This window comes from Streptomyces sp. NPDC101234 (assembly GCF_044767525.1).
Classification (GTDB): domain Bacteria; phylum Actinomycetota; class Actinomycetes; order Streptomycetales; family Streptomycetaceae; genus Streptomyces; species Streptomyces sasae.
In genome coordinates this window covers 61029-74722 of the sequence record NZ_JBIWOA010000006.1, presented here as the reverse complement: position 1 = coordinate 74722, position 13694 = coordinate 61029, and the positions used below count along the sequence as shown (strand labels likewise).

The window sequence follows — 13694 nt, the reverse complement described above, 5'->3', positions numbered from 1 at the left end:
ATGGTCGGGCTGTTCTCTCCGGTCGCCACGGCCGGCTCGTCTCTAAGCGCTGGGTCAATAAGAACAGAGGCTGTGAACCGAGTCAACACGGTATGCGTGATGCGTCGTTTGCTCGTCTGTGAAGGCGCAGGTCTTGTGTACGTCGATATGCTCGGTGCACACAGGACGAGGGGAGCTGGGCGCGTGCAGGACAACGCCACAGAGGTGACCGCTGCCGGGATCGCACGGCTCGCCGGAGTGGGCCGAGCCGCCGTCAGCAACTGGCGCCGCCGGCACGCCGACTTCCCCAAGCCGGTCGGCGGTACCGAGACGAGTCCGTCCTTCGCGCTCGGCGAGGTCGAGTCCTGGCTGCGCAAGCAGGGAAAACTCGCCGAAGTCCCGCTGCGCGAGCGGGTCTGGCAGCAACTCGCCGGGCACCCCGAGGGCGCTCTGGCGGCGCTGGTCCACGTCGGCTGTGCGCTGCTGCTGATCCACGAACGACCCACTGTCTGGCTCGACGTGAGCGCCGGCTCGGACGAGCGCCTGGCCGCGATGCTGCCGGGCGCGCTGGAGCCGGTACTGACCACGCGCCTCGGCGGGGCGGTGGAGCGTGCGGTTCACAGCGGCCGAGCTGCAGGTGCCGCCGAGGCTGTGAACAGGTCCGGTGGTCCAGAGGGTGTGAACACCACAACGGCTGTCCAGCCCGTGAACACCGCGCCGACGAAACCCGGCGCGCCCGCATCGCCGACGACACCCGGCGCGACCTTCGCCCCCGCGTCACCTGGCGCGGACCCCTCACCGGCCCCGGCCGACCGCATCCCGCCTGTGAACCCCCCGCCCGCCGTTCGCGGCCCCGCCGCCCCCACCACCCCCGGCACCCCCGTCGTCCGCACCCCTACCGGCCCCCGACTTCTTCCGTCTGCCCCGCTCCTGCGTGGCGCCGCCGAACTGGCCGCCGAGGTCGGGGCCCGGCAGGCCTTCGAGTTCCTGCTGGGCCGGCACCTGGACGCCAACCCCCGCCAGTACACGCTCACCCCGTCCGAACTCGCCGGTCTCATGGCAGACCTGGTCGGCCCCGCCCGCACCGTGCTGGACCCGGCCTGCGGGACCGGGGCCCTGCTGCGGGCCGTGGACGTCCGCCCCGGCCAGGAGCTGTACGCCCAGGACAGTGCCCCCGACCTGGCCGCGCTCACCGCGCTGCGGCTCGCGCTGCACTCCCGGGCCGGGGTGCACGGCGCCGCCGGCGACACCCTGCGCGCAGACGCCTACCCGGAACTGCGCGCCGACGCGGTGCTGTGCCACCCGCCGTTCAACGAGCGCAACTGGGGCCACGACGAGCTGGCGTACGACTCACGCTGGGAGTACGGCTTCCCCGCGCGCACCGAGTCCGAGCTGGCCTGGGTGCAGCACGCCCTGGCCCGGCTCGCCGACGGCGGGACCGCGGTCCTGCTGATGCCGCCGGCCGCCGCGTCCCGCCGTTCCGGGCGCCGGATCCGTGCCGACCTGCTGCGCCGGGGCGCGCTCAGGGCGGTCGTCGCGCTGCCGGTCGGGGCGGCACCCCCGTACAGCATCTCGCTGCACCTGTGGGTGCTGCGCCGGCCCGACCGGACACCGGCCACGCCCGAAGTGCTGCTCGTGGACACCGGGCAGTTCGCGGGGGAAGGGCGCGGCGGTCCGGACTGGACGGCGGTCCGGGACGCCGTCCTGGACGCCTGGCGTGCCTTCGAACGCGCCGGGGGACCGGTGGAACAGCCGGGACTGGCCCGTTCGGTTCCGGTCATCGAACTCCTCGACGACGACGTGGACCTGGCCCCCGCCCGCCATCTGCCGCCGGCCACGGTGGCCGACGGCGCGGAACAGCTCACAGTGGTCCGCGAACGGCTCGGCGCCACCCTTCGCCTGACCGTCGACCTCACCCCGCCACCGGCCGACCAGGCACCGCCCGCGCGCTGGCCGCTCACCACCGTCGGTGAACTCGTCCGTGCGGGCGCGCTGGTGCTGCGAACCGGCGGGCACGGCGGCCGCGCGCGTGTGCCCGTGCTCACCGACCACGACGTCCTCGCCGCGGCGCCGCCCTCGGGCACGCTTCCCGAGAGCGACGAGGAGGCCGTACTGACCGAACCGGGCGATGTCGTCGTACCGGTCCTCGGCGGGGGCTCGGTGGCGCGCGTGATCGACGACGCGACGGCGGGCGCCGCCCTGGGGCGCAACCTCGTTCTCCTGCGCCCCGATCGCACGGCGCTCGACCCGTGGTTCCTCGCCGGCTTCCTGCGGGGCACGGCCAACAACCGGCAGGCCAGCAGTTATGCCTCCACCGCGACCCGGCTGGACGTGCGCCGGCTGCAACTGCCCAGGCTCCCGCTGGAGGAGCAACGGCGCTACGGCGCGCGTTTCAGCGCACTCGACGAGTTCGAGCGGGCACTGCGCCACGCGAGCCGACTCGGAGAGCACCTCCTGCGCGGGATGTACGACGGCCTCACCGACGGAACCGTCACGCCCGACTGATTCCCGCCCGAGCGCTGTCTGAGCCCGCCCGAGCCCGGTCGGTCGTTGATCGGTGCGTCCCGGCAGTCGGTACGACAACGGTTCGGTACAACCCGAACCGGTTGTCCGCCCCGGGCCATATGCTCGAACCGACCATCGCACGACCGGTGTCGTCCGCGGACGGACCGCGTTGGGTGGGCAAGTGTGCCCTTTTCGGGGAACCTTCAGGCGACACAGGAGCGATCATGCAAGGCCAGGGCCATGCGCAGCCGGTGCAGCGGCCGCCGCACGAAGCGGTACTGGTTCTGTTGCGCGTGATGTTCGTGGCGATGGGCGTGTTCAGCATCGGCCTCCTGACGTGGGTGATGATGCTGCGGCTGGCCGCCGTGACCCGCAGATCGGTGGACTGGGGCCTGCTCGTGGCGGTGGCGGCGTCCGACGTCCTCAGCTTCGTGCTGCTGGGCACCGAACCCGGCGACGACGTGAACACCACCGGCGGCTACGTGGGAATCACCCTGCTGTTCGGCACGCTCCTGGCCACGATCGTCTACTACCTCGTGGCCGAGGTAGGCCACTTCCAGCGGCAGCGCGCGGCGTACGCGGCGCAGACGTACCCCTACGCGCCCCCCGCCTCGCCGTACACCACGGGGACGACGCCCCTGGGCGTGCAGCCCCCGCACACCCCGCCCCCGCACACCCCGCCCCCGCACACCGTTCCCCCGACGGCCGGGCCACCGCTCTCGCAGTCTCCGATACCCGCCCCGCCCCAGCGCCCGGCGCCCGTCCGGATCGAGCAGGTGCGCGCCGAACTCGACGAGCTCAGTGACTACCTGCGCAAGCACGACGGTCACCACGAGGGCAACCACGAAGGCGGAAGGTGACCGTGGCGACAGGACGTGTCGTCTCCGGCCGCTACGAGCTGTCCACACTCATCGGCCAGGGTGGCATGGGCCAGGTGTGGACGGCGTACGACCAGCGGCTCGACCGGCGGGTGGCGGTGAAGCTGCTGCGCCCCGACAAGGTGGCGGGAGCGGAGGCGGAGGAACTGCGCCGGCGGTTCCTGCGGGAGTGCCGGGTGACCGCCCAGGTCGACCATCCCGGGCTGGTCACCGTGCACGACGCGGGCAGCGAGGGCGAGGAGCTCTTCCTCGTCATGCAGTACGTCGACGGAGCCGACCTCTCCGACCACCTGGCGGAGCACGACCCGTACCCGTGGCAGTGGGCGGTGGCGGTGGCCGCGCAGCTGTGCGCCGTGCTCAGCGCCGTGCACGCGGTGCCGATCGTCCACCGCGACCTCAAGCCGCGCAATGTGATGGTGAAGCAGGACGGTACCGTCACCGTCCTCGACCTGGGCGTGGCCTCCGTCATGGACACGGACACGACCCGCCTCACCCACACCGGCTCCCCGATCGGCTCGCCCGCCTACATGGCGCCCGAGCAGGCGATGGGCGGCGTGGTCGGCCCGTACACCGACCTGTACGCGCTTGGCGTTCTGCTGCACGAACTGCTCAGCGGCGAGGTGCCGTTCGCGGGTTCCACGGCGCTCGGCGTGCTGCACCGGCACCTGTACGAGCCGCCGCTGCCCGTACGCCGGATCCGCCCCGAGGTCCCGGAGCCGCTCGAGAGCCTCGTGCTGAGCCTGCTCGCCAAGGATCCGCAGCACCGGCCGGCGTCCGCGCAGGAGGTCTACGAGAACCTGGCGTCGCTCCTGCCCACGCGCGGGACACCCTCCGGGGCGCCCCTGGACCCCACGCGTCCCTTTTTGCGCCCGCACGCCCCCTGGCCGGACCGGGCCCGGACGCCCGCGCCCCAGCCTGCCGCCCCCGTGGCCGCCGTACCGGACAAACCGGATGTCGCCGCCGCCGTCGACGAGGTCAAGCGGCTGCTCGGGGAGGGGCGCATCACCCAGGCCGTCGACATCCTGGGCGCGATCCTGCCCATCGCCGCCGACCAGCACGGCGAGCGTTCCACGGTCGTACGCACCCTGCGCAAGCAGTACGCGGCCACGCTGATGGACGACGGGCAGTACCGGCGCGCGCTGCCCGAACTGCGTCGGCTCGCCGACGAACGCGCCGCCGAGGCCGGCCAGGCCGACCCACAGGCCCTGCGCTTCCGTTACGAGACCGCCCAGTGCCTGGAGCAACTCGGCGAACCGGCGGCGGCGCTCGCGGAGTACCGCGCGCTGCTGCCGTACTACGAGAACCAGTACGTGGCCGGCGATCCGCAGCTCGCGCACGACGTGCGCCGCCGGATCGGGCATCTGCTGCTGGCGCTCGGTGACCGGCCCGCCGCACACGACACACTCACCCGGCTGCTGATGGACGTGGAGCGGCTGCACGGGCCCGGACACCCGTTGGCGACGGAGGTCCGGCGCACGTTGCAGTGGCTGGGACAGGTGCGCGGCTAGCCGTTGCCGTCCTGGGAGATGGCCGGCTTCGGCCTCCTGATAGGTTGCGGTCCGTTTTCCTCGGTTTTTCATGCACAGTACATACACAGGGGTGGGGTAGGGCATGTCCAGCCATCGGCAGTCGAAGAAGCGCAGATACATCACCTGGGGCGTGGCGGGCGCCGCCGTCGTCGCCGGGGCCGGGATCGCGGCGCAGACCTCCATGGCGGCCACCACCTGGCCCGCCCAGAAGACGTACACCGGCCATGCCTTCGACACCTGTGCTGCGCCCTCCCTGAACGCGATGACGGCCTGGAAGGGTGGCCTCTACGGCGCCGCCGCCGTCTACGTGGGCGGCAAGAACCGCGGCTGCAGCCAGCCCAACCTCACCGCCTCCTGGGTGAAGTCGGTCAGCTCCCTCGGCTGGAAGCTCATCCCGCTCTACGTCGGCGCCCAGCCGCCCTGCCAGAGCGGCTCCAACCCCGAGAAGCTCACCGCCTCCACCGCTGCCTCCCTCGGCGTGAGCGACGCCAACGACGCGGTGGCCAAGGCGTCGGCGCTCGGCATGAAGGCCGGCAGCCCGATCTACCTCGACATGGAGTCGTACGACACCACGAACACGTCGTGCAACAACGCGGTACTGACGTACGTGCGCTCCTTCTCCAAGACGCTGCGCGCCAAGATCTACCGCAGTGGCTACTACGGCTTCACCAGCTCCAGCGCCAAGGCGATCGCCACCGCGACCGACAAGACGGACCTGCCGGGCAATCTCTGGTACGCGCTGTGGGACAAGCAGTACACGACCACCTCGGACTGGCCGTGGGGGGCCACCCAGTACACCGGCCACAGCCGCGCGCACCAGTACCTCGTCAACAGCAAGGAGACGCGCAACGGTTACACGATCACCGTGGACCGCGACGCGTGGGACGCACCGGTGGCGATCACAGGCTGAGGGCGGGGTGGGGCCGGGTCGGGGTCGGGGTCGGGCTCGCGGAGAGTGCGCGTCGACCCGTAAACCCTTCCAGAGGGTGGCGCGGCGGTGCCGGATGCGGCTGTGAATCGTTGGTCGAATGGGTTGGCCAGAGCCTGCCCACTGCCTACCATCGATCACCGCAAGACTTTGTGCACCGTCGCACAATCTCCTCGGGAGGCCTCCTTGCACCGCCGCCGTCGCACCGCGCTAGTCCTCTCCGCCGCGATCGCCGCTGCGGTCCCCTTCCTCACCGCCTGCGGAAGCGGCGCGCACCCGGGCGCGGCGGCCGTCGTCGGCGGCCAACGGATCACCGTCTCGCAGCTGGAGAGCCGCGTGGACGAGGTGCGTCAGGCCCAGCGCGCGGCGGTGCCCGACGAGACGCAGTACCAGCAGGTCCTCGCCTCCACCAGCAGCCTCACCCGGGACACCCTGCACAACATGGTCCTCGACCAGGTACTGCACCGGGCCGCCCAGGACGCGGGCGTCAGCGTCACCCGCAAGGAGGTGGAGCAACTGCGCTCCGGCCTCGAACAGCAGGCCGGCGGAGCCAAGGGGCTGCAGGCCGCCTGGCTGCAGAAGTACGGCATCGCCCCCAAGCGCCTGGACGACAACCTCCGCCTCCAGGTGGAGGCCACCAAGCTCGCCCAGGTGCTCGGCACCGACACCGCCCAGCCCGCCTTCTGGAAGGCCCTGGCCAAGGCGTCCCAGGAACTGCACGTCGACCTCAACCCGCGCTACGGCGCCTGGGACGTCCAGAAGAGCAGCCGTGTGGACGCCAAGACGCCGTGGGTACGGGAGGTCACCTCGGCCGGGACACAGGTGTCGGCGTAGGGAGGCCGAAGGCGGGAGCGGGGGGCTGGGCGGATCGAGTCGTCATGACTGGTCGCGAGTGGTCGTGAGTGGTCATGACTACTCATGAGTGGTCGCGCGAGTAGTCGTACGATCGGCTGATCGCCCCCGCCCTGTGGATGAACCGCGAGGTCGGCGGCGGCGGTGCGTTACGTTCGGAGCGTGAACACCACCAGGCCCGAACCCACCACCCCGCAACCCCCTACGACTCCCCGTGCCGACGCCACCGGGACCGGCCGCATCGTCCTGCTCACCACCAGCCACCGGGTCGCCCCCGGCCTGCTGTCCTGGCCCGCCTGGCAGGTGCTGCGCACGGCGGACCGGGTGCTGTGCTCGGACGGCGCGCATCCGCAGCTGCCGTATCTGCGGGAGGCCGGCACCGCGGTGGACGAGGCCGCCCCCACCGCCCAGGAGCTGGTCGACGCCTGCGCGGGCGGCCGGACCGTGGTGGTCGTGGCGACGGGTGAGGGCGAGCCCGCGCTCACGGACGGACTGGCCCGCCTCGCCGGTTCCGGCCGCGTCGCAATGCCCGAGCTGGAGCTGCTCCCCGCCTCCTACGACCTGCCCGGCGCCCGCCTCCTAGACCTCGTCCAGGTCATGGACCGCATCCGCGCGGAGTGCGTCTGGTCCTCCCAGAAGACCCACGAGGGCCTGGCGAAGTACGCCATCGAGGAGGCGTACGAACTGGTCGAGGCGATCGAGCAGGGCGACCGTGACGAGCTGCGGGAGGAACTGGGAGACGTCCTGCTCCAGGTCGTCTTCCACGCGCGCATCGCGGAGGAGGACCCGGAGGCCCCCTTCTCGATCGACGACGTGGCGGGAGGCATCGTCGCCAAGCTCATCCACCGCCACCCGCACGTCTTCGGCGACGAGACCGCGTCGACGCCGGAGGAGGTCAAGGAGCACTGGCTGCGGACCAAGGCGATAGAGAAGCGGCGGGAGTCGGTGACCGACGGTGTCCCGCTCGGTCAGCCCGGCCTCGCCCTCGCCGCCAAGCTCGCCTCCAGAGTCCACAACGCCGGCCTGGACGTCCCCCTGCCGGCCGGCGAGGGCATCGGCTACGAGCTCCTGGCACTGGCGGCCCGCGCCGAGGCGGAGGGCGTGGACCCGGAGGCGGCACTTCGGGTGGCTGCCCGGGCATACCGGGATGCGATCAGGGAGACCGAGGGAGAGGAGAGGCGGTGAGGACGGGAACGGTGGAGAAGACGGAAACTGCGGAGTCGGTGCTCGGGGGGAAGCCCTATACGGTCAAGGAGTGACCGACCAGCCCCACCCTCAAGCCCCCCAGGCCCTCGTCGCCCCCGACCTCTTCACCTGGGAGTTCGCCACCGATCCCTACCCCGCCTACGCGTGGCTCCGCGAGCACGCCCCCGTTCATCGGGCCACGCTCCCCAGCGGGGTGGAGGCCTGGCTGGTCACCCGGTACGCCGATGCCAAGCAGGCCCTCGCCGACCCCCGGCTCTCCAAGAACCCGGCGCATCACGACGAGCCCGCGCACGCCAAGGGGAAGACCGGGATTCCGGGGGAGCGCAAGGCCGAGTTGACGACGCATCTGCTGAACATCGACCCGCCGGACCACACCCGGCTGCGGCGGCTGGTCAGCAAGGCGTTCACACCGCGCCGGGTGGCCGAGTTCGCGCCGCGGGTGCAGGAGCTGACCGACCGGCTCATCGACGGGTTCGCGGCCGGCGGGTCCGCCGACCTCATCCACGAGTTCGCCTTCCCGCTCCCCATCTACGCCATCTGCGACCTGCTCGGCGTCCCGCGCGAGGACCAGGACGACTTCCGGGACTGGGCCGGGATGATGATCCGGCACGGCGGGGGACCGCGGGGCGGGGTCGCGCGGTCCGTGAAGAAGATGCGGGGATATCTGGCCGAGCTGATCCACCGGAAGCGGGAGGCGCTGCCGGCCGAGGCGGGTCCTGGCGAGGACCTGATCTCCGGGCTCATCCGGGCTTCGGACCACGGTGAGCACCTCACCGAGAACGAGGCCGCCGCCATGGCCTTCATCCTGCTGTTCGCCGGGTTCGAGACGACCGTCAACCTGATCGGGAACGGGCTGTACGCCCTGCTCACCCACCCCGAGCAGCGCGCACGGCTGCAGGACTCGCTCGCCGCCGGGGAGCGCGGGCTGCTGGAGACCGGTGTCGAGGAACTCCTGCGCTACGACGGGCCGGTGGAGCTGGCCACCTGGCGGTTCGCCACCGAGCCGCTCGTCGTCGGCGGGCAGCGGATCGCGCCCGGCGACCCCGTCCTCGTCGTACTCGCCGCGGCGGACCGGGACCCGGAGCGGTTCGCCGAGCCGGACACCCTCGACCTCTCCCGGCGGGACAACCAGCACCTCGGATACGGCCACGGCATCCACTACTGCCTCGGCGCCCCGCTGGCCCGGCTGGAGGGCCAGACCGCGCTCGCGACCCTCCTCACCCGGCTCCCGGATCTGCGACTCGCGGCGGATCCGACCGAGTTGCGGTGGCGCGGCGGGCTCATCATGCGCGGACTGCGGACACTCCCCGTGGAGTTCACGCCCCTCGGTCGGTAAGCCCTCTACCAGCCAAAGGTGACCAGCACTCAAGTCTGTGATCTTCACGTGATCTGCGCGGCATTAACTTGTGACAAGTGATCGTCTGCCTATACGTTCACCCATCAGTGCGGCGCCCCTGCGGGACCCGTCGCGCTGGTCACCGCTGTCGCTCGAAAGGTTTCCGCATGCTCTCCGGGAACGGTCGTCACCGTCGCCCCCGCCAGGCTCCGGCACTCCTCGTCGCGGCCGGAGTGACTGGCTCGGCCATCGCCATCCCGCTGCTCGGCGCCGCGAGCGCCCACGCGGCCGACGGCACCACATGGGACAAGGTGGCCAACTGCGAGAGCGGCGGCTCCTGGAGCATGGACACCGGCAACGGCTACTACGGCGGCCTGCAGATGTCCCAGGACGACTGGGACAAGTACGGCGGCACGGACTACGCCGCCACGCCCGACCAGGCGAGCCGTTCGCAGCAGATCGCGGTCGCCGAGAAGATACTCGCCGAGCAGGGCACCAAGCCCTGGCGGACCTGCGCCCTGCTCGCCGGGCTCTCGTCGGACGACGCCTCGGTGAACGTCGACACAGGACTCACCGGATCGAATGATTCGTCCGGTTCCTCTGACTCCTCCGACTCCTCCGACTCTTCCTCCGGATTGTCGGACTCGTCCTCTTCGTCTGATTCCGGCTCCTCGTCCGACGCCACGGACTCCGGGGCCGGGACGGCGACCCCCGCTCCGAGTTCCAGCGCGAGTGGTGACTCCAAGAAGGACGCCACCGACAAGTCGGCCAAGACGGACAAGTCTGAATCTTCAGACACAAATACCTCGAAGGCGAGCGAGAGCCCCGTAATTCCCGATAGCAGCAGCGAATCGGACAATTCTTGGCAGGCCGGCGGGTCTTGGAGTCTGGTCGACACAGGGGCCGTCGGTAGTAGCAGTGGCAAGCACCGCGGCGGCTCGGCGGACGAAACCGTGAAAAACGGTCAGAAGGTCGCATCCTCCGGCCGTCACGCCTCCCGGGATGCCGGCACCTATACCGTCCGGGACGGCGACACCCTCGCCTCCATCGCCGACTCCCTTGACCTCGACGGCGGATGGCGCGCTCTCTACGCCGCGAACAAGGCGGACATCGGCACCGACCCGAACGACATCACCCCCGGTCAGACCCTGAAACTCGGCAGCGAATCGGACGAAAAGTAGCGGGAGTTGGCGCCCGACTTGGGAGCTGATGTCCGGTTTGGTGAAAGTGTGGGATGAGTCTCAGAAGCCCTGATCATCTTTGAAATTCACCGGATCGCCCGCTTACGGTCGAGGCCGCTCGTCACCACGAGCCCCGGCCGCCGCAACGCCGAGTCCTGCCAGTGGCTGCCCGGGAACAGTCGACGCGTCAAGCGCCGTAGGCAGGAGCGGGGGACCCAAGGTAAGTGCCGGGTCCGGCAGTTGAGCCCTCATGGGCGCACGGCCGAAAGGCCGCCGGAACCGGCTAGGGGTGGAGCCGCGCACCGACACACAGGTGTGCGGCCGGGCAACTCAACCGGCCCGAACCCGACAGCTCACCTCGCAGGCGTCGGTGAGGGGATCCACCATGCTGTTTTCCGGCAAGGGCAAGCACCGTCGTCCGTCCAAGGCCGTTCGCGCCATCGCCGTCGCCGGTGTCACCGGCGTCGCCGTCGCCGCCCCGCTGATGGCGGCCGGCAGCGCCTCCGCCGCCACCGCCTCCGAGTGGGACACCGTCGCCAAGTGCGAGTCCGGCGGCAACTGGTCCATCAACACCGGCAACGGCTACTACGGCGGTCTGCAGTTCTCCGCCTCCACCTGGGCCGCGTACGGCGGCACCGCCTACGCCCCGCAGGCCAACCAGGCCACCAAGGCGCAGCAGATCACGATCGCCGAGAAGGTCCTCGCCGCGCAGGGCAAGGGTGCCTGGCCGGTCTGCGGCACGGGCCTGTCCGGCGCCGCCTACACGGGCAGCAGCGCCGGCTCCTCCAACTCGTCGAGCGGCAGCACGAGCAGCCGTACGACCGACACGCAGGCCGCCTCCCGGTCCGCCGAGCGTCCGGCCGTGACCAAGACCGTCACCACCCCGACCGGCAAGAAGGTCAAGAAGGGCAACGGCGAGTACAAGGTCGTCAAGGGTGACACCCTCAGCTCGATCGCCCAGAAGCACCACGTCAAGGGTGGCTGGCAGGCCCTGTTCAAGCTGAACAAGGACATCGTCGCCGACGCCGACTTCATCTACCCGGGTCAGCAGCTCCACCTGAAGTAAGACCCAGCTGAACCACAGCCCCCACACAGTCGTGGTCCCCATAGTGGGGACCATGTGAGGGTCACCCCCGTCCCCCACGGGCCCCCGCTTCGGTGCGTTTTCCCCCGTACGCACCGGAGCGGGGTTTCTTTTTTGACCCGCTCTTCTTCCGTTCTTCATCGGGACCCTCTTTGTTCCGCGCGTGAACAATGAGTACCGTCTGAGTGTCCACGGGCCGGTCGGTCGACCGGCTGACGGCCCTGGGACGGTTAGGCTCTAGTCGCAAGGCTGAGCAAGGGCCGACAAGGCTCGCGTGCGCCCCGCACAACCAGCGTCACATCCCAAGAAGGAGATGCTCGTGCCGTCCATCGACGTCGTCGTAGCCCGGGAAATCCTGGACTCCCGAGGCAACCCCACGGTCGAGGTCGAGGTCGGCCTCGACGACGGCAGCACGGGTCGTGCCGCCGTTCCGTCCGGCGCCTCCACCGGCGCCTTCGAGGCCATCGAGCTCCGTGACGGCGACCCCAACCGCTACCTCGGCAAGGGCGTCGAGAAGGCCGTCCTCGCCGTGATCGAGCAGATCGGCCCGGAGCTGGTCGGCTACGACGCCACCGAGCAGCGCCTGATCGACCAGGCCATGTTCGACCTGGATGCCACCGACAACAAGGGCTCGCTCGGCGCCAACGCCATCCTCGGCGTCTCCCTCGCCGTCGCGCACGCCGCCTCCGAGGCCTCCGACCTGCCGCTGTTCCGCTACCTCGGTGGCCCGAACGCGCACCTGCTGCCCGTCCCGATGATGAACATCCTCAACGGCGGCTCGCACGCGGACTCCAACGTCGACATCCAGGAGTTCATGATCGCCCCGATCGGCGCGGAGTCCTTCTCCGAGGCGCTGCGCTGGGGTGCCGAGGTCTACCACACCCTCAAGAAGGTGCTGAAGACCAAGGGCCTGTCCACCGGCCTCGGCGACGAGGGCGGCTTCGCCCCGAACCTGGAGTCCAACCGCGCCGCGCTCGACCTCATCCTCGAAGCGATCAAGCAGGCCGGTTACGTCCCCGGCGAGCAGATCGCGCTCGCGCTCGACGTCGCCGCGTCCGAGTTCTACAAGGACGGCAAGTACGAGTTCGAGGGCAAGTCCCGCTCGGCCGCCGAGATGACCGAGTACTACGAGGAGCTCGTCGCCGCGTACCCGCTGGTCTCCATCGAGGACCCGCTGTTCGAGGACGACTGGGCCGGCTGGAAGGTCCTCACCGACAAGCTCGGCGACAAGGTGCAGATCGTCGGCGACGACCTGTTCGTCACCAACCCGGAGCGCCTGGCCCGCGGCATCGAGGAGGGCACCGCCAACGCCCTGCTGGTCAAGGTGAACCAGATCGGTTCGCTGACCGAGACCCTGGACGCCGTCGAGCTGGCCCAGCGCAACGGCTTCAAGTGCATGATGTCGCACCGCTCCGGCGAGACCGAGGACGTCACCATCGCCGACCTCGCCGTCGCCACCAACTGCGGCCAGATCAAGACCGGCGCCCCGGCCCGCTCCGAGCGCGTCGCCAAGTACAACCAGCTGCTGCGCATCGAGGAGATCCTCGACGACGCGGCGGTGTACGCCGGCCGCTCCGCGTTCCCGCGCTTCAAGGGCTGAACCCCTGCGGCCCGCAGCGGCCGGTAGAGGGTAAGGCTTAGCCAGTCGTACGTACGTCCCCGTACCCGGTCCCGTACCGTGTCCGGGGACGTACGCACGTATCAGGGCGACCAGGGAGGCGGGGACATGGCCGTGAAGGACCGGGACCGGTTCTCCACCGCGACCAGGCTCAAGCTGCTCGGTGAGCAGACGGCGGCCCGGGTCTACCGCTCCCAGACCAGGCGTCAGGCCCGCCGCTCCCGGCTCACCGGCCGCGCGGCGCTGCTCGCGATCGTGCTGTGCACGATGATCGTCGCGCTCGCCTATCCGATGCGGCAGTACGTCTCGCAGCGCGCCGAGATCTCCGACCTGGAACGCAGGCAGCAGCAGGCGCAGCAGCGGGTCGAGCAGCTGCGGGACCTCAAGGCGCGGTGGCAGGACGACTCCTACGCCGAGCAGCAGATCCGGCAGCGGCTGCACTATGTGATGCCGGGGGAGACCGGCTACATCGTGATCGCCCCCGGTACGGCCAAGCAGGCGCACGCCTACCTCGGGGCGGCCGACCGGCCCTGGTACGCGAACGTCTGGGACGGCGTCGACAAGTCCGACGCGTCCGACCAGTGAACCGACAGAAAGC

At 70.6% G+C, this 13694-nt stretch carries 11 protein-coding genes and 1 riboswitch; all 11 genes read left to right on the top strand.

From position 1 onward, the window contains the following. Window positions 1–183: 183 nt before the first annotated feature. The 11 genes from ACIRR9_RS13085 (at window position 184) to ACIRR9_RS13035 (ending at window position 13681) form a co-directional block, all read left to right on the top strand. Window positions 184–2484: an N-6 DNA methylase gene (locus ACIRR9_RS13085; protein WP_403750648.1), complete on the top strand. Its 2301-nt coding sequence runs from the start codon at window positions 184–186 to the stop codon at window positions 2482–2484. Window positions 2485–2708: 224 nt separating this feature from the next. Next, window positions 2709–3344 (top strand): hypothetical protein, encoded by a 636-nt coding sequence (locus ACIRR9_RS13080; protein WP_403750646.1) that lies wholly within the window; start codon window positions 2709–2711, stop codon window positions 3342–3344. A gap of 38 nt (window positions 3345–3382) precedes the next feature. Further along, the gene (locus tag ACIRR9_RS13075; protein ID WP_403751170.1) at window positions 3383–4870 is read left to right on the top strand and encodes a protein kinase; all 1488 of its coding nucleotides are present in this window, start codon (window positions 3383–3385) and stop codon (window positions 4868–4870) included. A 103-nt stretch (window positions 4871–4973) separates the two neighbouring features. Continuing rightward, on the top strand, window positions 4974–5801 hold the full coding sequence (locus tag ACIRR9_RS13070) for a glycoside hydrolase domain-containing protein (RefSeq protein WP_384559946.1): 828 nt from the start codon (window positions 4974–4976) through the stop codon (window positions 5799–5801). Window positions 5802–6005: 204 nt separating this feature from the next. Beyond that, the gene (locus ACIRR9_RS13065) at window positions 6006–6653 is read left to right on the top strand and encodes a SurA N-terminal domain-containing protein (RefSeq protein WP_403750644.1); all 648 of its coding nucleotides are present in this window, start codon (window positions 6006–6008) and stop codon (window positions 6651–6653) included. A gap of 180 nt (window positions 6654–6833) precedes the next feature. Beyond that, window positions 6834–7856 (top strand): nucleoside triphosphate pyrophosphohydrolase, encoded by a 1023-nt coding sequence (locus ACIRR9_RS13060; protein ID WP_403750642.1) that lies wholly within the window; start codon window positions 6834–6836, stop codon window positions 7854–7856. 70 nt (window positions 7857–7926) lie between these two features. Continuing rightward, window positions 7927–9213 (top strand): cytochrome P450, encoded by a 1287-nt coding sequence (locus ACIRR9_RS13055; RefSeq protein WP_403750640.1) that lies wholly within the window; start codon window positions 7927–7929, stop codon window positions 9211–9213. Between the two features lie 167 nt (window positions 9214–9380). Continuing rightward, entirely contained in the window at window positions 9381–10394 is a 1014-nt protein-coding gene (locus ACIRR9_RS13050; protein WP_403750638.1) for a transglycosylase family protein, read from the top strand. 182 nt (window positions 10395–10576) lie between these two features. After that, a riboswitch (cyclic di-AMP (ydaO/yuaA leader) is annotated at window positions 10577–10776 on the top strand. Window positions 10777–10779: 3 nt separating this feature from the next. Beyond that, window positions 10780–11460 carry a transglycosylase family protein gene (locus ACIRR9_RS13045; protein ID WP_403750636.1) on the top strand — a complete coding sequence of 227 codons (681 nt, stop codon included), beginning with the start codon at window positions 10780–10782 and terminating at the stop codon, window positions 11458–11460. Between the two features lie 331 nt (window positions 11461–11791). Further along, window positions 11792–13078, top strand: coding sequence for a phosphopyruvate hydratase (gene eno, locus ACIRR9_RS13040; RefSeq protein ID WP_403750634.1), 1287 nt, complete (start codon window positions 11792–11794; stop codon window positions 13076–13078). A gap of 126 nt (window positions 13079–13204) precedes the next feature. After that, a complete protein-coding gene (locus tag ACIRR9_RS13035) occupies window positions 13205–13681 on the top strand; it encodes a septum formation initiator family protein (RefSeq protein ID WP_316769886.1) in 477 nt (158 codons plus the stop codon). The last annotated feature ends 13 nt before the right edge of the window (window positions 13682–13694 follow it).